A 23,688-nucleotide genomic window follows, 5' to 3' on the forward strand; every position below is an offset into this window, starting at 1 on the left:
TGCTTGTGAAAAAGACAGCTGTCGATTGTACTCTGTTTATTATTGAATTTCACGAGTTGGAATAACTTCTTGTAACTGATATTCACCCAGATTTTGCCACTCTCTTATCCATGGCTCAGAAATTCCGGTGTTTGCCACCAGCTGAGCCGAATACTCTTGCGCCATTTTCCTATTGTCAAAATGTCCGTTGAGTACAATCCAGCGCTGCTTATAACGCGCTACTTGCACTTGTGGAACACCATCCAAAGCCTGCAACATGTTATTTAATGATTTTATCTTTTTGACACTAGCAAGCTGCAAAGTGTAGCCCTTAGAAGGCTTTATAGCATGATTGACAACATTTACGTCAACAGCAATCTCAGAAGCAAACTGTTCAGTTAAATCTGGTTGATGTTCATTAACGTTATCGAATTTAGATGTCGCATCTATTACTCGGTTGACATCGTCGAATGTTGTTGCTGGAACAGCAGTGTAAGTATTAACTGTCTCTATTGCCGTGTCGCTTTGAGCCGTTTGTGCTTGTGCTTGAATTTGCCGATTATCAATCTCTGTTTGTTTTGCGGCGTTAGGCTTAATAAACACATGCTTGCCTAAAACCTTAGCGCCATAAGCTTCGAGAAACCTATCGCCCTGACTAAAGCGCGCTTCAACATCTGCCGCAAACTCCACCTTATGGGTGGCTTGGCTTAACTTATCAGTGCTGCTACCTAAAAATAGCCAACTAAGCAGTAAGGCTATGATGATTACCGCCGACAAACCGATGATGACTTTTAGTTTAGATTTTTTAACTAGCGCTTCTGATTCACCATTTAAAGATAGGTCTAATAAATCAACCACCTCTTTGGGTGTCCCCAGTTGCATTTCCAAGCGATTTTTAACTATGTCCCTTGGCGTAAATGGATGTTGTTCACTGCGACTTAACAGCGTGTAATAGAGACCTTCTCGTTCAGGCTGTTCTAATGGTTCAATTTGCACCGCTACAACTTGCTCTAGCAATGATTCTGGTAGTTGCTCAGTCAGCTCGCTAAAAAACTCAGCTGGCGCCGTCATCAATAGTTTTATTGATTTACCAGGCAATACCATTTGGCTTAGCACTATACACTCAGCCCAAATCTCTAAAGGCAACCAATGAGCATCATCTAAAACAATGCAACTCTCACTTGGTAGTGAAGCACTGACGCTGAGAAGACACTCTGGCAGCGGGATCTCATCATCAAATACCGGATCATTTAGCAACTGGACTAACACTTTGCGTCGGATCTCAGCGCTATCGCAGTGCTTAGGACACATCACTAACGCCGAGCTATGCTGCTCTAGCTCGCTCAGTAATGCTGTAACTAAAGTTGTTTTGCCAGCTCCACCTTCCCCAGTTAGCACCATAAGTTGCTGACCATAGGTACTTAGATGCAACAAACGCTGTAATAATGCATCTTGGCTTGGCAACAAAGTCGATTCAGTAAACGGCATCAAATAAGATCCCAACTAGCACAAAAGTGACACGTTATTTCAGGCAATAAAAAAGAGTAACTACCAGCTAGAACTAGAGCTAAATAAGAAGAATTAGAGCTGTGATTGTTAATTTGTAATTTAGAGTTCACCGATCACCTGCAACATCGTTTATGCGCAGTTGATAACCTCTTCCAGTAACTCATCAGTCACATCACTATAGATCCCTGCTTGGCCTATTGCCTCAGGTAATACTAATCGTAATTGACCTTTAAGTACCTTCTTGTCTCGACGCATATGCTTAATGAATTGCTCAAAATGCATAGTCTCAGGTGCTGATGTAGGTAAATCAAATGCCGCTAATAACGCTGTAATACGACAAACTATTGACTCATCGACTAACCCAAGCTTGTTTGATGTTTTTGCAGCAAGTACTGTGCCAGCAGAAACCGCTTCACCGTGTAGCCAAACACCGTAGCCCATCTCTGCTTCAATAGCATGACCAAAGGTGTGTCCAAGGTTTAACAGCGCGCGCACCGCTTGTTCTGTTTCGTCCTTTTCAACTACTTCGGCTTTGATTTCACAACAACGACTAATCGCATATTCAAGTGCATCAGTATCTAGTGCTCGTAGGGCGTCGACGTTATTTTCAAGCCATTGAAAAAAGTCTGCGTCCCAAATAACACCGTATTTGATCACTTCTGCCATGCCAGCAGCAAACTCACGCTTTGGTAACGTGCTGAGACAGTTGGTATCAATTAACACACACTTAGGCTGATAGAATGCACCTATCATATTTTTACCTAGTGGATGATTAACTGCCGTTTTACCACCAACAGATGAATCTACTTGCGATAACAGCGTGGTCGGAATTTGGATGAAATCGACACCACGTTGGTAACTGGCAGCTGCAAAGCCTGTCATATCACCAATGACTCCACCGCCTAACGCGACGAGAACGGTATCACGACCAAGGTTTTGCTCTAGCAGTGAAGTGAAAATAACATTCATCTGCTCAAGCGTTTTGTATTGCTCACCGTCAGGTAATATCACCGGCGTCACGCATGCGAAATCCGACAGCATAGCTTCTACCTGTTGAAGGTAGAGAGGCGCTATCGTTTCATTGGTAACGATTAGAATGTTTTTATGTTGAAGATAGCGAGCTAGATGCTCGCTACTACTAAACAAATTCTGGCCAATTTCAATTGGGTAACTACGCTCTTCGAGCTCAACCAGAACTTGTTTCGTCATATCTTAAAAACCTAATTGTTCGATAATTTGGTTTGCAACCACTTTGGCGCTTTGCTCGTCAGTCTTAACTATGACGTCTGCAATCTCTTCATATAGAGGATTGCGCACCTCTGCTAGGTTTTCTAGCACTTCTCGTGGATCTTCAACTTGAAGTAATGGACGACGCTTATCTCTTTGCGTACGTGCAACTTGCTTGTCGATAGTTGTTTCTAGGTAAACAACGATACCACGCGCAGAAAGATTGTTACGGATCTCTTTGCTTTGAATCGAGCCACCGCCTGTTGCTAGGACGATACCCTGTTTTTCGGTTAGATCAGCGACAACCTGTGTTTCACGGTTGCGGAAACCCTCTTCACCTTCAACATCAAAAACCCAAGCGATATCAGCACCTGTACGGCTTTCAATTTCTTGATCTGAATCGTGGAACTCTAAGTGCAGCATCTGTGCCAGATGACGGCCTATAGTGCTTTTACCAGCCCCCATAGGGCCTACTAGGAAAATATTACGTTTCTCGGCCATTTGATTTATACGTCTGAATCTTATTTAAGTTTGCCTATGTCAACTCAAATAAACGGAGTTGACCTTTAATCTTACCTTGCTCTATTGAGACTTGACCGCTGATTATCTCAGCTAAATGCCATCTAAGGCAAGCGGGGAATGCATTTCTATCAAAAATGTATTGAGCTAAATGATAAAGCTAGTGTTATGCACTAGCTTTATCGGCTTGAATATTTTATAGCGCCTCTGAAACGATCTTTGGCGTCACAAAGATGAGTAGCTCTTGGCGCTCATTTTTATCTGAAGTATTTCTAAACATAAAGCCCAAGTACGGAATGTCACCAAGAATTGGCACTTTACTGACTCGACTAATCAATTGTTGCTGATAAATACCGCCCAGAACAATGGTTTCACCGTGATCCACCAGCACTTGTGTACCAATACGCTGTGTATCAATAGATACCGCCTGACCTGTTGGTGTATCAACCGTTTTACCTTGAGAATCTTGAGTAATCTCTAAATCTAAGATAACTCGGTTATCCGGTGTAATTTGTGGCGTAACCCGTAAAGAGAGTACCGCCTTTTTAAACGTTACTGTTGTCGCACCACTAGAACTGGCTTCAACATAAGGGATCTCGACCCCCTGCTCAATAAACGCTGCTTTTTGATTAGAGGTGGTAATACGTGGACTAGCAATAATCTCGCCCTTGTTCTCCTGCTCTAAAGCACTTAGCTCCAAATCCAATACCGTTCCATCAGCAAGCTTTGCTACATGAAACGCAATACTGGTTGGATTCGCTACTGCAGCAGGTAAATTAACATTTAATCGGTCACCAATACTCGGGATTGTACCATTGGCAATATCGTTAGCGCCTTCTAAGCTCCCGGAGGTACCTTTATCACCTTGCTGATCTGTAATCCCCCAGCGAACACCTAAGTCTTCTGAAACATCATCCTTAACTGTTACCATTCTGGCTTCAATTAATACCTGCTTGATTGGAATATCCAGTACTTCAATTAAGCGATGAATGTTCTCTAATGTTTCTTCAGTATCTTTTACCAATAAGGTGTTGGTACGCTCATCAACTGCCACACTACCACGAGAGCTTAATAGGCTTGAATCCTCGCCCTTAAGCAGCCCTGCAATATCGGTCGCTTTGGCATAATTGATCTGTAAGTACTCAGAATACAGCGGCGCCAGCTCCTTAACTTCTTGCTTATTTTTTAGCTCTTGGCTTTCACGAATAGCAATCTCTTCACTTGGAGCAATCATCAAAATATTGCCTTCAATACGCTTATCTAGTCCTTTAGCTTGTAAAATCAGATCAAGCGCTTGGTCCCAAGGCACATCATCTAGTCTAAGCGTAATGTCACCTTCTACTGTATCGCTGGTGACCAAGTTGAAATTGTTATAGTCAGCAATAATTTGCAGAACTGTACGAACAGAAATATTTTGGAAGTTTAACGATAGCGAGCGCCCTTCGTATTTCTTTTCTTCCTTAACAATATTCATCCTTTCGGCTTTTTTCATGGTTAACTTGAATAAACTGCCATCTTGCTGGTAGTTGTACTCATAGTTACCTTCAATATCGATAAGGAATCTGGCCGTTAGGTCTTCTTTAAAGGTTTCAAAGCTTTTAACTGGAGTAGCAAAGTCATACACATCCATGACATATAAAAAGTCACTATCCATGTCTGTGTTATAAAGCTTAAGTTCGAGCTTAGCGCCAATTTGCTCGACGTTAGCCGCTACAGAGCTATTATTTAACTTCACCAACAGTTCGCCGCCGCCATCAGCAGTTCGACGAAAATCAATCTTCTCAATGCTGTTTACGAATGGGTTAGCATCTGTGCCTTGACTCGCGATCTCATCATTAATGGTTAAGCGATAAGTATTGCCAACCACTTTACCTTGGTAAGGCTTTACCTTTTCGAGACCAATGAAAACTTGTAAATCACGGCCTTTAGGCACGGTACTCACCGTCTCAACACCCACGGTATCAATAGGCAGAGTCTGTTTGTCTAACCCTGAAATACTATCGCTAAAGCCTAAGATAATTTGTGCAGGATCAGCGTTAAGATCTATCTCTGGAGCTTGGATATCATTTTCAAAGATCAGTTGTAATTCAAGTTGGTGGTCTACCACTGCATGATATTTAACATCAACAAGTCGGTTAGCTGCATACGAATGCTGAGTCATACCAAGAATTAATGCGACACCAATAATAGCCTTAAACAAAGGCATATCCTTATAACTGGTTGCTAGCGTGGTTAAAGATCTCATTATTCCCTCAGTCATCTCTAATTATTCTCCAGTCAAATCCATGCTGCTGTATCTTTCAGTCCAGCAGCCAGAACCATCTGGAATCAACTCTATTATTTCTACAGTTTGCGGGGTTACCTTAGCAATTCTTCCGTGGTAAAGACCTAGAAACTGTCCCACTCCTAATCGGTATACACTGCCGTCTGTGGTTTCAAGCAATGCCCAAATATCTTGCTGTTCACTCAATGTTCCGCGCATTTTCAAGTTATCAAGCGCATAGGTCTCTAGTCGGCCTTTACGACGTTTTAGATCAGGCTGCAAGCAATCCTTGGTGGTATCGATAACTTCTTCGGTCAGCTCCCTTGATGGCGGCACATAAGGGCTACGCATTAAATCGGCTTGATAGGCAAAATGTTCAAACTTTGGCGTTTCTTTTAATGGCGGTATATGAGCAACATGTTGAGCTTTGGTCGTCGTCACAAATAGCTCAAGATCGCTCTTATCACCCAAACAACCAGTTAGCAGCAAACTCAGCAAAACTAGAGGTAACAATCGAATCATTTTGCACCTCCTTGCTGACCGCTAGGTGGAAGCTCGGCGCCCTCTTTGAAGCGATAAGTTTTAGCCAGGATATCCATACCCAAATCACCCGAGCTGTTACGCTTAATCACAAAGTCATGCAAACTCACAATTCGCGGCAATTTGGCTACCCCATCAACCAAATGCCCTAGTTCGTGATAATCCCCATCTACAACGATTTTAATCGGAAATTCGATATAGAAATCTCGCGTAATTTCAGAGTCCCAGTCTAAACTTTTAATGCTCAAACCCGAGTCGGTGGCAACAAATGTGATGTCATCGAGTAGACCAGGCATTTCATTTTTAGATGGTAGCATTTTCAACAACTCGGCAAACTGCACTTCCATTACCGCTAGCTGCTCGCGATACAGTTTTAAGTTGGCCGCCAACTGATATTTAGATTTAAAGTCAGACTTAAGTTGTTGCTCTTTTTGTTGCTCAGCGTTAAGGCTATCAAGCGCTTCTGACACAAATAGAAAGTAGCTCGCTACAAATACACATACCGCCAGCATTACCGCAAAAACGATTTTAACTAGCTGCGGCCAGGCACCAATATTTTCAAAGTCGATATCATTAAACTGACTTAAGTCGAGGTTCATTGATTGCCCCCCTTAGTCTCAGGCTTATCTTTATTGGCGTTATCAACAATCGTTACACGCAAAGTAAAACGCTGTAATTGTCTTAACTCTTCGTTTTGCGCCACAATAGATTGCATATTCGGATCGTGTAGCCAAGCGGATGCCGCCACCTTGCGCATCATATTAGCCACATTGTTATTAGATTCACTGCGCCCCTCAATCCATAGCAAACTGCCCTTCTTTTCAATGCTAGAAAGGTAGATCCCAGGCGGTACAACTCGTACAAGCTCATCTAATACATGAGTAGGTAGATTTCTTGATTGCTGCAGGTTAAGAATAATCTCAGTGCGTCTTTCAATATCTTTTTTACGGGTACGGATTTTGGTGATCTCAGCGATTTGAGATTCCAGCAATTGGATTTCTGACTGTAGGTAATTATTACGGCTTTTTTGATCATCGATAAACATATCGACTGCCATCAAAAATAGGTAAACCAGTAATCCAGAGACCAAAAATACCAAGGCGAGTATGCCGGTATAATCCCGCTTTTGTTTTTCACGCGCTTCTTCACGCCAAGGTAATAAATTTATGTTCGCCATTCTGAGTAGCTCCTTAGCGCTAAACCGCAGGCCAACATATATTTATTAATTTGAGGTTGAAGAAAACGCTTAATCTCTTCATCTGCATGCAAACATCCTTTAAAAGGATCTGCAACGATAGTCCGCACACCTAATTCATTGATCATTAGATTTGCCATACCTTCGAGTTTTGAAGTGCCACCGCAAAGGACGATATAGTCAACTTTGTCACGCCCACTTGATGTGCAGTAAATCTGCAGAGTACGTTTTATCTGTTGTAATAATTGAGTTTGAAACGGGGAAAGGACCTCAAAGACATAGTTTCTAGGTAAATCACCTTCAATCTTGGCCTTCTCTGCTTGCTCATAGGTCATGCCGTAAAACGATAAAATTGACTGAGTGAATTGATCGCCACCAAATGCTTGCTCACGCACAAAGGTTGTTTCACCATTTTCAACCACTGAGAAGGTAGTAATATTTGCACCAATATCCACCAGCGCCACAACTTTATCATTTAAATCAGCTGGCAGTTGCTTAGCGATCACGTCAAAAGAGCGGCCTAGAGCATAACCTTCTACATCGACCACCTTGGCTTCAAGGTTTACCGCATCTAGCGAGTCAATCAAGCTATCAATGTTTTCACTACGACATGCACTCAACAGCACGTCAACTTTGCTGGGGTCGGTTCGATTGCTACTTAAGGTTTCAAAATCAATATTGACCTCATCAAGTGAATAAGGAATAAGATTATCTGCTTCAATTTCAATTTGAGCCTCCATCTCTTCTTCACTTAATGCTGAATCCATATAAATAACTTTGGTCATAACCGCTGAACCAGAAACAGCGACTGCAGCATATGTTGTTGACTTAGGTAATACACGTTTGACTTGCCTTAATGCATCAATAACCGCCTCACTATCACGAATTTCATGATCATTAACGGCCCCCTTTTTCAAAGGAACAGCAGCGTGGCTTAATATTTTATATCCATCAGCAGTCTTACTCAGCAATATGGCTTTCACTTCATGGGACCCAACATCTATCCCCACCATTTGCGGCGCTTGACGCTTCCAAAAGTTAGAAAGCATAGTTCTAAGTCACTTTTATCGTTATGTATCAACAGTAGATTAGCACAGAATCAACTCGTTACAGTTATTTGTACAAAATGTTTCCGCATTTTACAAATGCCATTTTTTTGACCCCAATCTAATTACTTGTCAATAACCGCTACATTTCCCTCTTTTGTTGACTTGTGTTTTAAAATTAAGCACTTTAGTTACACCTAAGTCAGCAGTAAAAACTAACTGAACTAGCTTAGGCAGTTATAAAAACTGATTTGGTGTTTTTAGAACATTTAATTTCTAGATAAATACGCGCTAATAAAACTCGACTTTAACGGCAATTAATTTCCTGATTAGCAATTTTCAGTAAAAAGCATTAGCGAAATAAAGCGACAAGACTTCACCATTTCGACCACGGCTTATATACTATTGTTCTTAATTTAATTCTTGGAATATTGTGGTGAAGTGGTTAAAACGACTTTTTATAGCTTTCTTTAGCCTAGGTTTACTTGGCATCGCCGCAATTGTTGCTGCGTATTTTTACGTATTGCCTGACCTACCAGATGTCACAACACTAAAGACAGTAAAGCTGCAAACACCACTTCGGATTTATAGTAGTGATGGCAAGCTGATCTCACAATTTGGTGAGAAACGCCGTATTCCATTAAAGCTAGAAGACGTGCCCAAACCACTACTGCAAGCCTTTATTGCTACCGAAGATGCGCGCTTTTACGAGCACAAGGGTATTGACCCTATCGGTATCATACGTGCAGCTTCAGTGATGCTTGCTACTGGTGAGAAGAAGCAAGGTGCAAGTACCATTACCATGCAGGTTGCGCGTAACTTCTTTTTGACCCGCGACAAAACCATCATCCGGAAAGTTAAAGAGATTTTCATCTCGATACACATTGAACAACTACTCACAAAAGATGAGATTTTAGAGCTATATGTAAACCGTATCTACTTAGGCCAACGTGCCTACGGCGTTGGCGCAGCAGCTCAAGTTTATTACGGTAAAGAAGTCGGCGAACTAACCTTGCCAGAAATGGCGGTAATTGCCGGTTTACCTAAAGCGCCTTCAACCTTAAACCCAATCACCTCAAAAACACGCGCAAAAGCACGCCGTAATGTTGTACTAATGCGCATGAACGAAGTCGGTTACATCAACAGTGCCGAATACCAAGCTGCACTAGAGAGTCCAATTACCGCTAAGTACCACGGTGCAGTTATTGATCTTTACGCTCCGTATATTTCAGAAATGGCGCGCGATTACTTAGTTGAAAAACTAGGTGAAGAAGAGGCTTATACCGGCGGCTATGATATCTATACCACTGTAGATTCTAAGCTACAGCTCGATGCACAAAAGGCTCTACGTAACAACGTATACGCTTATGATGAGCGCCATGGTTACCGTGGTCGAGTAAAAGAGCTGTGGACAACCACCGCTCTAGAAACCGAAGACATTACCGCAAAGCTTAAGCAAACAGGTGCTTTCCAAGGCATGCTACCTGCAGCTGTAATAACTGTGGATGAGCAGACTGCCACAGTGATGACCGCGAAAGGCGAAACCATTGAGCTACCTTGGGACGGTATAAAATGGGCACGTCGATTTATTACCAATAAACGCCAAGGTAAAGCGCCCAAGCTGGCAACCGATGTACTAAAACCTGGCGAGCAAGTTTGGATCCGTAACAATGGTAACTTCTGGCAATTAAGCCAAGTGCCTCTCGTGGCAAGTGCATTAGTTTCACTGGATCCACACGACGGTGCCATTCGCACTTTAGTGGGTGGTTTTAGCTTCTATACCAGCCAATATAACCGTGTCACTCAGGCTAAACGTCAGCTAGGCTCAAACATTAAGCCATTTATTTACAGTGCGGCGATGGAAAAAGGCTATACCCTAGCCACATTAATCAATAACGCACCGATTAATAAGCCTGACACTCGCCAAGGTACTGCGTGGCGTCCTAAAAACTCACCTGATGTTTATGGCGGCCCAACTCGCCTTCGCGTTGGTTTAGCTCAGTCCATAAACGTTATGTCAGTTAGAGCTATGCGTTATGCAGGCCTTGATGCAACGATTGCAGAACTTGTTAAATTTGGCTTTGACCCAGCGGATCTTCCTCGCAATGAGTCAATCGCGCTTGGTTCGCCATCAGTAACACCTTTACAAGTGGTCACTGCATTTTCTGTTTTTGCCAATGGCGGCTTCTTAGTTGAACCTTACTTTATTGAACGTGTTGAAACTGCAACGGGTTCAATTGTAGAGCAAGCAAACCCAACACTAGCCTGTAAGCCAACAATAGCAGAGCAAGCTTTCGTAAGTGACGACCCATTTGCTGCTATGGCCCATGAGCTGCAAGCAAGCACCAATGCTGAAGATCTTCAGCCACCAGCTGAGGACGTTTTACAATGTGGTGACGCCGACTCACGTTATGCGCCACAAATTATCTCTGAGCAAACAGCTTTCTTAATTACCCAAGCACTAAAAAGTGTAATTTGGGGTGGCGGAGACTGGAGCAAAGGTACCGGTTGGAACGGCACTGCATGGCGAGCTGCGCGAGTGGTTAAGCGCCGAGATATAGCAGGCAAAACCGGTACAACCAACGAATCTCGTGATACTTGGTTCAGTGGCTTTAACCCTAAACTCGCCACTACCGTTTGGGTAGGTTTTGATGACCATAGCCAAGAACTTGGCCGCACAAGTTGGAACGCAAACGGTGCAAAAGATCAGATCTCACTCGCTGAAGCTGGTGCAAAAACTGCGGGCCCTGGTTGGAACGAGTTTATGAAGGATGCTCTAGCAGGAACACCTGAAATACCAGTGTCACCGCCAGAAGGCATTGTATCTGCAAGAATTGATTTAGCGACGGGTAAACTGACTCGTAAAACTGACCACACCAGCAAGTTCGAGTACTTTATTTCAGGTACAGAGCCGACTGAATATGTGACAGATCAAGAAGACAATAGCGATATCTTCATTGATAAGCCTGAAGAAGATCTATTTCAGTAAGCACAATAATAAAAAATGCGGTTATAGCCTGAGCTATAACCGCATTTTTATTGCAACAAATAAAGGTAATTTGTCTTGATAAACTAGCCTTGTTGTTTAACCGCTAGCGCACTCTTTACCTGAGGTAGAGATGTACCACCTAGGGCTTCACGCTTAGCAAGGCATGACTCAATGGTTAAACACTCGTAAACATCAGCGCCAATCACAGGACTAAATGCTTGTAACTCTTCTAAGCTTAAGTCTTCCAGTGGTGTTTGCTTGGCAATTGCACTAACAACCGCTTCACCGACAACATGATGCGCCTCTCTAAACGGCATGCCTTTAGCTACTAAGTAATCTGCCAATTCCGTTGAGTTTGCGTAACCTTGCTTTGCAGCACTTAAGGTTTTGTCACGGTTAACAGTCAAGCCTGTTAACACTAACGCCGCCATTTCAAGGCAAATCGACCAGCTATCCATTACATCGAACAAGCCTTCTTTGTCTTCTTGCATATCTTTGTTATATGCCAGAGGCAAAGCTTTCATTGTGGTTAGAATGCCCATTAAACTGCCATAAACACGGCCAGTTTTACCTCTGATTAACTCAAGTGCATCTGGGTTTTTCTTTTGCGGCATCAATGAGGAACCAGAAGTGACTTGATCATCAAGATCAATAAATCCAGCCTCACCGCTATTAAAGAAAATCAGATCTTCAGCCATACGGCTAAGATGCATCATGCTTATTGAAGCATCGCTACAAAGCTCAATGACATGATCTCTATCTGACACTGTATCTAAACTATTTAGTGTCGGTGCAGCAAAACCTAATGACTGAGCAAGCTTAACTCTATCCATAGGGTACGCCGTGCCAGCAAGGGCGCCTGTACCTAATGGGCAAGTGTCGGCACGCTTTAAAGCATCTTGAAGGCGGCTAATATCACGCTCAAACATTTCCACATAAGCAAGACACCAATGGCCAAATACAACGGGTTGTGCTCTTTGCAAATGCGTGTAACCCGGCATCACTGCATCAAGCTCTCTCTCTGCAAGATCAATGAGCGCCGCTCTAAGTTTAGTTAGCAACCCAAGTAACTGGTTACCCTCTTTTTTACACCACAGCTTAAGATCTGTTGCCACTTGATCGTTACGCGAACGACCAGTGTGGAGCTTTTTACCTAAATCACCCACTTTAGCAATTAGAGACTGCTCGACAAAACTGTGAATATCTTCTGCACCAGAGGCAATGATCAGTTGTGGGTTATCAATGGTTTCACCGAGTAACTCATTCAACGCTTGGTGCAATTCACTGCACTCTTGCTCGGTAAGAATACCAACTTGAGTAATCGCGCTTGCCCATGCAATTGACCCAACAATATCTTGCTCAATTAAGCGGAAGTCTACCGGTAATGAGTCGTTAAAAAGTTTAAACAGTGCACTGCTCTCTTGGCTAAATCTGCCGCCCCATAATGCCATTTTGACTTCCTCTAAAATCTAATAAGGCGGTATTAACCGCCCTTAACGCTATGCTTTTAAAGCGCTAACAGCTTAGTGTTAGCGCTCACTAACCTTTGTTGGTTTTCTACTTACTTCTGCTGGTGCAATGCTCTGATCCGGCTAGATAACGAGTAAAGACGGATAAAGCCTTCTGCATCTTTTTGGTTATAAACATCATCAGCACCAAACGTAGCAAACTCTTCTGAATACAAGCTATTTGGTGAACGCTTTTTCACTACGCTCGCTTGGCCTTTATACAGCTTAACTACCACTTCACCGTTGATCAGATCAGCTAGAGGTTTAGAAGCGCCAAGTAGTGATTCACATAAAGGCGTAAACCAACGACCGTCGTAAACGAGGTGCGCCATTTGTGCACCCACTTGCTCGCGCCATTGACGGCTAGTTTTATCCAGCACTAATTCCTCAATTGCACGCAGCGCTGCAAACATTACCGTACCACCCGGTGTTTCATAACAACCGCGAGACTTCATGCCGACAAGTCTGTTTTCTGTAATATCGATTCTGCCTACGCCGTGAGCACCGGCGACTTCATTCAATACCATTAGCGCTTGGTAAGGGCTAAATGCTTCACCGTTAACCTTAGTGACCTTACCTTGCTCTAGCTCTAGCGATACATATTCAGGTTGATTAGGGGCATCTTCTGGTGCAACAGTCATGGTCCAAACACCTTTTGAAGGCTCGTTCCATGGATCTTCTAACTCACCGCCCTCATGAGAAATATGCCATGCGTTAGCATCACGGCTATAGATCTTAGTCGCTGATGCAGAGGTGGCAATATTACGCTCAGCTAGGTAATCAAGTAGATCTTCACGACTTACCATTTCCCATTCACGCCAAGGTGCAATCACTTTTAGATCTGGTGCTAATGCGGCAAAGCAGCCTTCAAAACGCACTTGGTCATTACCTTTACCAGTACAACCATGGCAAACAGCATCGGCACCAACTTTACGGGCCACTTCTACCTGTGCTTTAGCAATAATAGGTCTCGCCATTGACGTACCTAACAAGTAAGTACCTTCGTAAATAGCACCAGTAGCAATGGTTGGGTAAATATAATCGGCCACCAGCTCTTCTTTTAAATCTACGATGTAGCACTCAGATGCACCAGAGGCGATGGCTTTTTCATATAAACCTTCAAGCTCAGCTTCACCTTGGCCCACATCGGCACAAAACGCCACAATCTCACAGTCGTTATAAGTTTCTTTTAACCATGGAATAATCGCCGATGTATCCAAGCCACCCGAATACGCTAAAACAACTTTTTTTACTTCTGATGAAGCATTTACCACTGAATTTACGTTAGACATTTATTCTTCCTACTGCTTGTTTTGTCTTCAGTTAGCCTATGCAAACTGATAATTGTTTTATGGATTAGCTTAAAAGTGTCACTAGCACTGCGTTTTGTGCGTGCATACGGTTTTCTGCTTGCTGCAAGATGAGTGATCCCTCACCATCAACAATCTCTGCGGTCACTTCGACTTCGCGATAAGCTGGCAAACAATGCATAAAGTGTTTCGCGCCCGCTTTTTGCATTAACTCTGCATTAACTTGATAAGGCTTAAATTTAGCTTCAATCTCATCCATTGAGGCTGTATCTCCCATAGAGATCCAAGTATCGGTATAGATAGCATCGTGACCTTCAATTGCTGCAAGATCTGAACTCAATACCAGCTTGCCACCATGCTTAGCAGCAAGCTCTTGCGCTTCACACACGACCTTGCCATCAGGAAAATGGCCTGGAGGGCAAATAACCGTAAGTTGAGCACCTAGAATTGCGGCACCAAACATCAATGAATGAGTAACGTTATTGCCATCGCCCACATAGGCAAGCTTCACCTTGCTGACGTCAGCGTATTGCTCAGTCAGTGTCAGAAAATCGGCCAAGCCTTGGCACGGATGGTACAGATCTGATAGCGCGTTAATAACGGGTACAGTGCCATGTTCAGCTAGCTGCTCGATAGTTGAGTGCAAAAAGGTTCTCGCGACAATCGCATCTGCCCAGCATGAAATGTTTGCCGCAAAATCAGATACAGGTTCACGTTTACCGAGTGCGCCATTTTGCTGATCTAGGTATAAGCAATGTCCACCTAGTTTATTGATACCAATATCGAAGCTGACCCGAGTACGTAGCGATGGTTTCTCAAACAACATCACCACACTTTTTCCTTCAAGCGCATGCTTATATTCTGCAGGGTTGGCTTTAATGGTTGCCGCCAACGCTAATAAGTCGAGTAGTTCTTGTTGGCTTAAGTCTTTAATTGATAATAAGTGTTGCATCAAATTACTCTCCTAAGGTTGGATCTGTGTGCCAACGGTTTTACCCTGGCATAATGCGATTAACTGTTGGGTTTGGCTCCAAGATGCAATCTGTACTGCTTGACCCATAGATTCTGCAACCTCTAAAGCTGCTTCGACTTTAACCTTCATACCTTTGGCTATAACGCCAGTTTTGGTAAGCTCCTTCACTTCTGCTCTATTCAAGCTCTGTATCAGCTCGCCTTTCTCGTCTAATACACCTGACACATCCGATAATAAAACCAGTGAACCAGACACCAATTTAGCTAAGGCGGTGGCCGCTTGATCGGCATTAACGTTTAGCATTTCACCTTGTTCGCTAATTGCTATTGAGCTCACAATCGGCAACCAACCTTTAGATAATACAAACTCTAAATAGCTGGCGTCGTTCGGGCTAACTTCACCGACCAGACCTAATTCTGGTGCCTTAGTCGTTGCAGTCATCATGCCTGCATCGCCTAGGCTCATACCTAAGCTTGTAATGCCTGCTTTAATGGCAGCAGCTTGTAATTTCTTATTGGACGTGCCCGCTAGTGCGCCGACAACAATTGGCATATGTTCTGCGGGAGTGATCCTTAAGCCATCGAGCTTTTCAGATGTCATACCGTTAGCTTGTAACTGTTCATCAACTAAACAACCACCACCATGAATCATAACCAACGACTGACCATCCGCCATGATTGTCGCCGCTGTTTGCATTAGCTCTGCCATCGCAGTATCTGATTGCAGTAGCGTGCCACCAACTTTCAGCACCATGACAGACTTTTCAGCAAGAGAATGTGTTTGCATAGTCATATTCCCGCCTTAGGTATTTTGCAATGCATCAAAATGAATCTTTATGCACTGTAGTGCTTGGCTTGCTGCGCCTTTCATAAGGTTGTCGATTGCACTCGCAATAACTAAGTAACCTGTCGCTTCATCGTACTTCCAGCCGATATGGCAATTAGGTGTAAGTACCACATCATCGACTTTTGGAAATTGATTTTGTTTAACCGTGACTAACTCAGAAGCGCTGTAACATTCAAACGCTTGGCTAATATCACTAGCACTGGTATCTAGCTTTAACTTAACTGTGATAGTCGCCAAAATCCCACGCTTAAAATTGCCTAAGTGTGGAGTGAAAATAACTTCTTGGCCTAGTTGGGTAACGATTTCAGGTTGGTGTCTGTGACCAAGTACACCGTATGGCGTCAAACTGACTTCACAAAAGCTGGTTTGCAATTGCGCTTTTCTGCCTGCGCCAGTTACACCACTAACAGCATTAATTACCGGGAAGGTATCTGTTAGTAGGTGAGTAATTGGCTTAAGTGCCATTAACGATGCTGTAGGGTAGCAACCTGGTACCGCAATCAGCTTGCTATTGATAATTTTGGCAGCATTCCACTCGGCCAAACCATACACGGCCTCAGCCAGCGCTTCAGGGTATTCATGAGTAAAACCATACCACTTAGGATATTGAGCTAAGTCTTGAAACCTGTAAGCGCCACTTAAATCAAATACGGTAACGCCTTGCTGATAGAACCATGCAGCTAGATGCAAACTCACCGCATGATCTGTGGCAAGCACAACTGCATCAACCGTCGCCACTATAGTGTGCTTCGCATCATCCGTAAGCGGGTTTAAGCATAATGATATATGGCTATATATCGGGTAGAGCTCAGATAAGGGCTTACCTTTATCTAGGCTATTTTCAGAAACATAAAGGCCTTGAATTGATAAATTCGCTTCGGCATTTATAAGAGAAGTAATCTGTGCGCCCGTGTACCCACTAGCGCCAATAATGGCTATATTTTTCATAGTCTATGACTTTAAAACCTTAATTTTGAAATTAGATGACATAACGAAAAAAAGAATGGGCACAACTAAAGCCCTGGCTTAACACCATTAATGACAAGACTATCGTCGCAGGAATTGGATATGAATTAGCTTCATGACTATTAATTGAACCAGATTAAACATATACACTCTCATAAAACAGGCCATTGATATGTGGCAGTTACCTTAGCTGTTTGATAGACTAACACGCAAAATTAATTATGCAATATATTTGAATATATATTTAGGTATTTTTTATGAAAACCCTTCCAGATATTAAAAGTAGTTTTAGTCAGCTAATAGCCGCTCCCTCTATTAGCGCGCTTGAAGCCGATCAGGATATGAGTAATAAAGCCGTCATTGAGTTATTGCATACTTGGTTTACGGACTTGGGAATGCAGTGCCAATCTGTACCTGTTGCCAATACTCGCAATAAGCACAACTTAGTAGCCTCATTTGGCCAAGGGCAAGGTGGGTTACTACTGGCTGGACACACTGACACAGTGCCGTTTGATGAAGGACGTTGGAGTCAAAACCCATTTTTATTGACTGAAAAAGATAATCGTTGGTACGGCTTAGGCACTTGCGACATGAAAGGTTTTTTTGCGTTAGTGCTAGAGGCTTTGAAAGAGTTGCCGATGGATAAGTTTCAGCGGCCATTACATATCTTAGCCAGCGCCGATGAAGAAACCACTATGAATGGCGCAAAAGCGTTTGCCGAAGCAAAATCTATTGCACCGGACTATGCCATTATCGGTGAACCCACCAGCTTAAAACCGGTATATATGCATAAAGGACATTTAACTCAAGGGATCAGAGTGACTGGTCGCAGTGGTCACTCTTCAGATCCTGCTAAAGGCTTAAATGCCATTGAGGTGATGCATCAAGTCACAGGACAGTTACTGAAGTTAAAGCAACACTTAGCTGATAATTATCGTGAAGATGCCTTTAGCGTGCCATATCCAACCATGAACTTTGGTCATGTCCATGGTGGCGATGCCGCGAATCGGATCTGTGGTTGCTGCGATCTTCATATTGATCTGCGACCTATCCCTAGTTTAGCTTTAGCTGACCTAGAGCTTATGGTTGCCAATTATTTAGAGCCGATCTGCAGTCAGTATCCAGGTGCAATAAGTATTGCGCCGTTATATCCGGGATCAGAACCCTTCGCAGATAAAAAGGACGGTAGTTGGACTCAGCTCGTGGCCAAGCTAAGCGATGCTCAACCTGAAGTGGTTAACTATGCAACCGAAGCCCCTTACATCAGCCAATTGGGCTGCCAAACATTAGTACTAGGACCAGGGAGCATCGAGCAAGCTCACCAACCTGATGAGTTCTTAGATCTTTCCTATATCACACGCACAAAAGCACTGCTAAAAGAACTAATTTATCATGCGTGTATAAAATAAATTGCTACTTTTTAAAGCGTTTTTAGTACAAAGCACAAACAGCGCAAACCCAGCCATACCTAAAAAGTGATGTAGAACACAATCAAGCGTGATATTTTTATCTCGATCATTGCCTAGCTCAGCGCTGCTAGGTATTGTGATCGACTAGCTTACCGATATGGAGCATGTATGGTAGATATGTATGCCTCGCTAAGGTCAAACGTTGGTACCTTAGGGCAAATTTTAGGTGACACAATCCGCACCGATCTTGATGAATCATTTTTAGAAAAAATCGAACAAATCCGTCATCTTGCCAAAAGCTCGCGCCAAGGTGATGATGCCGCTCGTGAAGAGATGCTAACCTTATTGTCATCTTTAAATGACGATGAACTAGTGCCTTTTGCGAAAGCATTTAACCAATTCTTGAACTTGGCCAATATCGCAGAACAGTTCCATACGATTAGCCGCAACTGTGACGAATTAGTCTGTGTACCCGACCCTGTCGAGCAGCTACTAGGGCGCATGCTGGGCGGCAAAATAGATCAAGAAAAAGTGCTCGCCTGTTTAAAAACACTCGATATCGATTTAGTACTGACAGCTCACCCTACAGAGATCTCTCGCCGCACTCTTATCCAAAAATATTCAGCGGTTATCGACTCATTAACCGCGCTCGAGAACACTCAGCTTACCGAACAAGAGAAAAAGCAGCACCATTTGCGTTTGCGTCAGCTTATTGCGCAAATTTGGCATACCAACGAGATCCGTAATGAGCGCCCGACTCCTGTAGATGAAGCTCGCTGGGGACTAAGCACCATTGAAGCCTCGTTATGGCAAGCAGTTCCTGATTTTCTACGCCAACTGAACCAACAAGTTGAAGAGCGTACAAACACACAACTGCCTATCGATATCGCACCAGTGAGGTTCTCAAGCTGGATGGGTGGCGACAGAGACGGTAATCCATTTGTTACCTCTGTCGTAACTCAAGAAGTATTAGATCGTAATAGACATACCGCCGCACGTCTTTATCTAAAAGATGTCGTGTTATTGGTTAACGAGCTATCAATGGAAGGTGCAAATGACGAGTTGCTTGCATACACCAACAATAGCTGTGAACCTTACCGTGACGTCCTTAGAGACTTGCGTCAAAAACTTAGAGCAACAATCGACTATCTAAATGCCAAGCTTGAAGGACATCAGCCGGACGTTAATCCAAAAGACATTATTTGGCATGAAAGCGATCTAAAAGATCCGTTAATGATGCTTTACAAAAGCTTGTGTGACCAAGGCATGAGCTTAATTGCTAATGGTTTACTGCTCGACATGCTGCGTCGTATCGCGTGTTTTGGAATTCATATGCTAAGACTCGATGTTCGCCAAGATGCAGAGCGTCATGCCGATGCAATTGCCGAGCTAACTCGTTACTTAGGTATGGGTGATTATGCCCATTGGGATGAGTCTGAGAAACAATCTTTCTTATTACGTGAGCTTTCAAGCAAGCGACCGTTAATTCCTGCTAATTGGCAAGCTTCGGCAGAAGTCGAAGAAGTCATTAAAACTTGCCGTTTAGTTGCCAAGCAACCTGCAAGGGCAATGGGCTCCTATGTAATCTCTATGGCTAGCAAACCTTCTGACGTATTAGCAGTTTTACTATTACTAAAAGAAGCTGGTTGCCCACACCCAATCCGTGTAGTGCCGTTGTTTGAAACCTTAGATGACTTAAATAACGCATCTGACTGTATGTCTGCACTGTTTAACATCGACTGGTATCGAGGTTACACTAAAGGCACTCAAGAGGTGATGATTGGTTATTCTGACTCAGCTAAAGACGCCGGTGTAATGGCTGCGGCTTGGGCACAATATAGTGCTCAAGAGAAGCTCGTCGCGATCAGCAAAGAAGCCAATATCAACCTAACCCTATTCCACGGTCGTGGCGGTACAATTGGTCGTGGCGGCGGACCAGCTCACGAAGCGATCTTATCTCAACCACCAGGTTCAGTTGATGGTCGTATCCGTGTAACAGAGCAAGGCGAGATGATCCGCTTTAAGTTTGGTTTACCAAAACTTGCAGTTCAAAGCTTAGCGCTATACACCTCAGCGGTAATGGAAGCGACTTTACTACCACCACCAGAGCCAAAGCCAGAGTGGCGAGAATGTATGGAGCGTCTCGCTGACGATTCAGTACTAGCGTATCGTGCAATGGTACGTGAAGAGCCAGATTTTGTGTCTTACTTCCGCGCAGCAACCCCTGAAGTCGAGTTAGGTAAACTACCGCTTGGTAGCCGACCAGCTAAGCGTCGTGTCGATGGCGGCATTGAAAGCTTACGTGCTATTCCATGGATTTTTGCTTGGTCACAAAACCGCTTAATGCTACCTGCATGGTTAGGCGCTGGTGAAGCACTAAAGATGGCAACAGACAGAGGTGATTTACCTCTATTACAAGAGATGGAAAAACAGTGGCCATTCTTTAAAACTCGCATTTCAATGCTAGAGATGGTCTATGCTAAAGCAGAACCAAACTTATCTAAGTTTTATGAAACAAGCTTGGTCAAACAAGAGCTACATCATCTAGGTGTACAATTACGAGAGCGTTTAGCCACAGGTATTGAAGCCGTACTAGAGCTTACTCAAGCTGAAAGCTTAATGGCGCACACACCGTGGAATCGTGAATCAGTAGAACTAAGAAACCCATATATTGATCCATTAAACTTCCTACAAGCAGAATTACTTGCAAGAACGCGCAGAGAAGAGCAATCTTCTCAAAACGTTGAACTAGCACTAATGCTAACTATTGCAGGTGTTGCAGCAGGAATGAGAAATACAGGTTAATGAAGTTATTAAAAGTAGCGTTTGCAAGCGCTGTACTGCTATTGACTGGCTGTGTCAGTCAATACAGCATCACAGAAAAAGAGTTAGAAGGTTATCTCAATGATGAAATGCATTTTGAGGTAAAGCAAGGCAACCAAATTTTTGGCATAGACTTACGAGTTAATGACATCAAAGTTACCTTAGGTGATAAGCCCAACACTATGGGTGTATCAGCAGTGACTGTCGTCAAAGTACGTAACCCTATGCTGCCAATTAATGCTGATCTCGTCACCCAGTTTGAAGCGCAGCCTTGGTATGATGCGACTAATCACAGCGTTTATTTGCGAAATCTACGATTAGTAAAGGTTGAATCCAAGCCAAAAGATATCGAAAAAGCAATTGGTTCTATCGCGCCGCAATTAATGGGGTTTCTGACTCAGTTTCTTGAAACACAGCCAGTATATGTTGTTGATATGAAAGAGTCTAAACAGGCATTAGTGGCTGATATGACTAAACGAATCGAGGTTAAACCCGGTAAGCTGGTTTTAGTCTTTGACGAGGAATAACCTCTATTGAGGATTAACACTAAAAGCAGGATCAGATGATCCTGCTTTTTTATTAAAAAAAATCAGTATAAGGATTAGCGGCTACTTTTTAAAACGCCCTATTGAGCCATAATCAATGATAACAGCCTCTCCGAGCAATTCTCTTCGCAACATATCAAATGCCACAGCAGTACTTAAACTACGCACCAGATCCCGTGATCGTCGCGGTAGCCTTATCATCTGACTATACACACCGCCTTTTGTGGCAAGAGCAATAGCAACTGTTCCAACAGGCTTTTCATCTGTTCCACCACCCGGGCCAGCAATTCCGCTAGTCGCTAACGCATAATCACTATCAAGAATAGCCCTTACGCCTTTTGCCATTTCCTCTACTGTCGCAATCGACACCGCACCATGGTCATCTAAGGTTTCAGGTTTTACGCCCAAAACCTTAACTTTAGACTCATTACTATAAGTGACAAGACCATGATCAAGATAAGATGAGCTCCCAGGAAAATCTATTAGCTGACTTGCAATCATACCGCCAGTGCACGACTCAGCAACGCTAAGCGTTAACCCAGTGCCGACCAAAAGACTATGGATCTCTTCTGCTAAACTTTTCTTTTCATCAGCAACTAGCGCATTGCCAAGCAAAAAGCGGATCTGCGCTTCAACTTTATCTAGCTGAGCGATAGCCATTTTACCACGAGCAAAAAGCTTAATTTCTATATGCGGCATTGAGCTACGGTAGCCGAGTGTCGTGCCTTCTGGTAACTCAATCTTTTCCAACTCATCAGCAAGTGCTGACTCGCCTTGGCCAAGCGTTAAGTACTTTCTAAGTGCCACATCACCAGTAATATTAAAATGCTGTTTAACAAAGGGAATAAATTGCTCAACAACCATTTGCTTAAATTCAAATGGAACACCAGGAGTAAAGAAAAACCAAGCCCGATTATGCTTAACAGCAAAACCACATGCGGTACCCACAGGGTTATCAATCATCAATGCAGATGCCGGTAATAGCGCTTGTTTCAGATTACTCGCCGCCATCACCCGTCCATTTCGGGTAAACCAATCTTCTAGACGCTCACGCCAAACGCTATTTTCAACTAACACTTCACCTTTGGTTATAGCCATAGCTTCGGTCGATAGATCATCACTTGTAGGCCCAAGTCCGCCATTCACTAAAATAATATCGGCATGATGGCTACGTTCTTCAAACACACTGACCAGATCTTCTAGGCGATCACCAACAGTCACACGGCGCTGACATTCGATCCCGTGCTCCATCATAGTGCTAGCAAACCAAGCAGCATTAGTATCAACTATTTGTCCTGCCAATACTTCTTCGCCAGTACAAATCATTTCTAGTTTCATGTGGTGTTCCTTACCCGAATTAGTTTTAAGCTTTAAAGGGATTTCATGCAGCTAAACTATGCAAGCTCAGCATCAATAGCAATAACCAATTATGATTAATACCGTAATTGTATGAAAAGTGGTAGTACGGAGAAACTAGCCGTCAGGCTCAATAGGTTCGAGAAATAATTATCTAGTAGACAATATTGCTCATCGTTTGAGCCCAAACAGGAAAAGTTATCAGAATTTGCTAAACCGCAGACGCAAAAAAGCCCGCTACATCGTAGCGGGCTTTACACTTCTCTTTCGAGAATAATTTGGCGCCTGGAAATGACCTACTCTCGTAGTTCGCGCAGCGAACACATGGGGGTGAGAGTGAGGCGCTTTGAATACGCAGTATTCAGTCTGACTTGAACGCGGAGTAACTTGTTACGAAGCTGGAGGCAAGGCACACGGATGTGCGGAATGCCAGAAACGCATGGATGCCGTTTCTGGCCCCGCTCAGCGGCGGGGCGACATCGGGGGTAGGCATTTATGCCTACCTTAAGTGAAGCAATCACCTTTACGGGTAGCTGTATTCTAGATAAGTTAGCGTTCAGTATTTTACAAACGTCCAAACGCAAAAAAGCCACCTTAATAAGGTGGCTTCTTCACTTAATTTAAAGCCTGGAAATGACCTACTCTCACATGGGGAGACCCCACACTACCATCGGCGATATTGCGT

General features: G+C 43.4%; 18 protein-coding genes. 4 read left to right on the plus strand and 14 right to left on the minus strand.

What is annotated here, in order from left to right:
• Positions 1 to 39: 39 nt before the first annotated feature.
• The 8 genes from L2740_RS19055 to L2740_RS19090 all read right to left on the minus strand — a co-directional run bounded on the left by L2740_RS19055 (position 40) and on the right by L2740_RS19090 (position 8,281).
• Positions 40 to 1,467, minus strand: a complete 1,428-nt coding sequence (locus L2740_RS19055) for an AAA family ATPase (RefSeq protein WP_248951629.1) — start codon at positions 1,465 to 1,467, stop codon at positions 40 to 42.
• A gap of 150 nt (positions 1,468 to 1,617) precedes the next feature.
• Entirely contained in the window at positions 1,618 to 2,697 is a 1,080-nt protein-coding gene (aroB, locus tag L2740_RS19060; RefSeq protein ID WP_248951630.1) for a 3-dehydroquinate synthase, read from the minus strand.
• 3 nt (positions 2,698 to 2,700) lie between these two features.
• Complete coding sequence (gene aroK, locus L2740_RS19065; protein WP_248471544.1) at positions 2,701 to 3,216, minus strand: shikimate kinase AroK; 516 nt, start codon at positions 3,214 to 3,216, stop codon at positions 2,701 to 2,703.
• A gap of 214 nt (positions 3,217 to 3,430) precedes the next feature.
• Positions 3,431 to 5,440: a type IV pilus secretin PilQ gene (locus tag L2740_RS19070; RefSeq protein WP_420833548.1), complete on the minus strand. Its 2,010-nt coding sequence runs from the start codon at positions 5,438 to 5,440 to the stop codon at positions 3,431 to 3,433.
• 60 nt (positions 5,441 to 5,500) lie between these two features.
• Entirely contained in the window at positions 5,501 to 6,016 is a 516-nt protein-coding gene (locus L2740_RS19075) for a pilus assembly protein PilP (protein WP_248951648.1), read from the minus strand.
• Positions 6,016 to 6,636 carry a type IV pilus inner membrane component PilO gene (locus L2740_RS19080; RefSeq protein WP_248951632.1) on the minus strand — a complete coding sequence of 207 codons (621 nt, stop codon included), beginning with the start codon at positions 6,634 to 6,636 and terminating at the stop codon, positions 6,016 to 6,018. The genes L2740_RS19075 and L2740_RS19080 overlap by 1 nt, the downstream gene beginning before the upstream one ends.
• Positions 6,633 to 7,214, minus strand: a complete 582-nt coding sequence (locus tag L2740_RS19085) for a PilN domain-containing protein (protein WP_248951633.1) — start codon at positions 7,212 to 7,214, stop codon at positions 6,633 to 6,635. Before L2740_RS19085 ends, L2740_RS19080 begins: the two co-directional genes overlap by 4 nt.
• Positions 7,202 to 8,281: a pilus assembly protein PilM gene (locus L2740_RS19090; protein WP_248951634.1), complete on the minus strand. Its 1,080-nt coding sequence runs from the start codon at positions 8,279 to 8,281 to the stop codon at positions 7,202 to 7,204. The genes L2740_RS19085 and L2740_RS19090 overlap by 13 nt, the downstream gene beginning before the upstream one ends.
• 433 nt (positions 8,282 to 8,714) lie before the next feature.
• On the opposite strand from L2740_RS19090, the gene L2740_RS19095 reads away from it, so the two are divergent.
• Positions 8,715 to 11,267 carry a penicillin-binding protein 1A gene (locus tag L2740_RS19095; protein ID WP_248951635.1) on the plus strand — a complete coding sequence of 851 codons (2,553 nt, stop codon included), beginning with the start codon at positions 8,715 to 8,717 and terminating at the stop codon, positions 11,265 to 11,267.
• Positions 11,268 to 11,350: 83 nt separating this feature from the next.
• Here L2740_RS19095 and argH read toward each other — a convergent pair whose 3' ends face one another.
• The 5 genes from argH to argC all read right to left on the minus strand — a co-directional run bounded on the left by argH (position 11,351) and on the right by argC (position 16,852).
• Positions 11,351 to 12,718 (minus strand): argininosuccinate lyase, encoded by a 1,368-nt coding sequence (gene argH, locus L2740_RS19100; RefSeq protein WP_248951636.1) that lies wholly within the window; start codon positions 12,716 to 12,718, stop codon positions 11,351 to 11,353.
• Positions 12,719 to 12,828: 110 nt separating this feature from the next.
• Positions 12,829 to 14,067, minus strand: a complete 1,239-nt coding sequence (locus tag L2740_RS19105) for an argininosuccinate synthase (protein WP_248951637.1) — start codon at positions 14,065 to 14,067, stop codon at positions 12,829 to 12,831.
• A gap of 64 nt (positions 14,068 to 14,131) precedes the next feature.
• Complete coding sequence (locus L2740_RS19110; RefSeq protein ID WP_248951638.1) at positions 14,132 to 15,037, minus strand: ornithine carbamoyltransferase; 906 nt, start codon at positions 15,035 to 15,037, stop codon at positions 14,132 to 14,134.
• A 12-nt stretch (positions 15,038 to 15,049) separates the two neighbouring features.
• Complete coding sequence (argB, locus tag L2740_RS19115; RefSeq protein WP_420833547.1) at positions 15,050 to 15,850, minus strand: acetylglutamate kinase; 801 nt, start codon at positions 15,848 to 15,850, stop codon at positions 15,050 to 15,052.
• A gap of 9 nt (positions 15,851 to 15,859) precedes the next feature.
• Positions 15,860 to 16,852, minus strand: a complete 993-nt coding sequence (gene argC, locus L2740_RS19120) for an N-acetyl-gamma-glutamyl-phosphate reductase (RefSeq protein WP_248951639.1) — start codon at positions 16,850 to 16,852, stop codon at positions 15,860 to 15,862.
• Positions 16,853 to 17,127: 275 nt separating this feature from the next.
• Here argC and argE point away from each other — a divergent pair, with 275 nt between their 5' ends.
• The 3 genes from argE (at position 17,128) to L2740_RS19135 (ending at position 21,629) form a co-directional block, all read left to right on the plus strand.
• The gene (argE, locus tag L2740_RS19125) at positions 17,128 to 18,279 is read left to right on the plus strand and encodes an acetylornithine deacetylase (protein WP_248951640.1); all 1,152 of its coding nucleotides are present in this window, start codon (positions 17,128 to 17,130) and stop codon (positions 18,277 to 18,279) included.
• Between the two features lie 168 nt (positions 18,280 to 18,447).
• A complete protein-coding gene (gene ppc, locus L2740_RS19130; protein WP_248951641.1) occupies positions 18,448 to 21,084 on the plus strand; it encodes a phosphoenolpyruvate carboxylase in 2,637 nt (878 codons plus the stop codon).
• A complete protein-coding gene (locus L2740_RS19135) occupies positions 21,084 to 21,629 on the plus strand; it encodes a YceB family lipoprotein (protein ID WP_248951642.1) in 546 nt (181 codons plus the stop codon). Before ppc ends, L2740_RS19135 begins: the two co-directional genes overlap by 1 nt.
• A gap of 81 nt (positions 21,630 to 21,710) precedes the next feature.
• On the opposite strand, the gene L2740_RS19140 is transcribed toward L2740_RS19135, so the two are convergent.
• On the minus strand, positions 21,711 to 22,985 hold the full coding sequence (locus L2740_RS19140) for a CinA family nicotinamide mononucleotide deamidase-related protein (RefSeq protein WP_248951643.1): 1,275 nt from the start codon (positions 22,983 to 22,985) through the stop codon (positions 21,711 to 21,713).
• Positions 22,986 to 23,688: the final 703 nt, after the last annotated feature.

The sequence above is a fragment of the Shewanella pneumatophori genome (assembly GCF_023283895.1).
GTDB classification, from domain to species: Bacteria; Pseudomonadota; Gammaproteobacteria; order Enterobacterales; family Shewanellaceae; genus Shewanella; species Shewanella pneumatophori.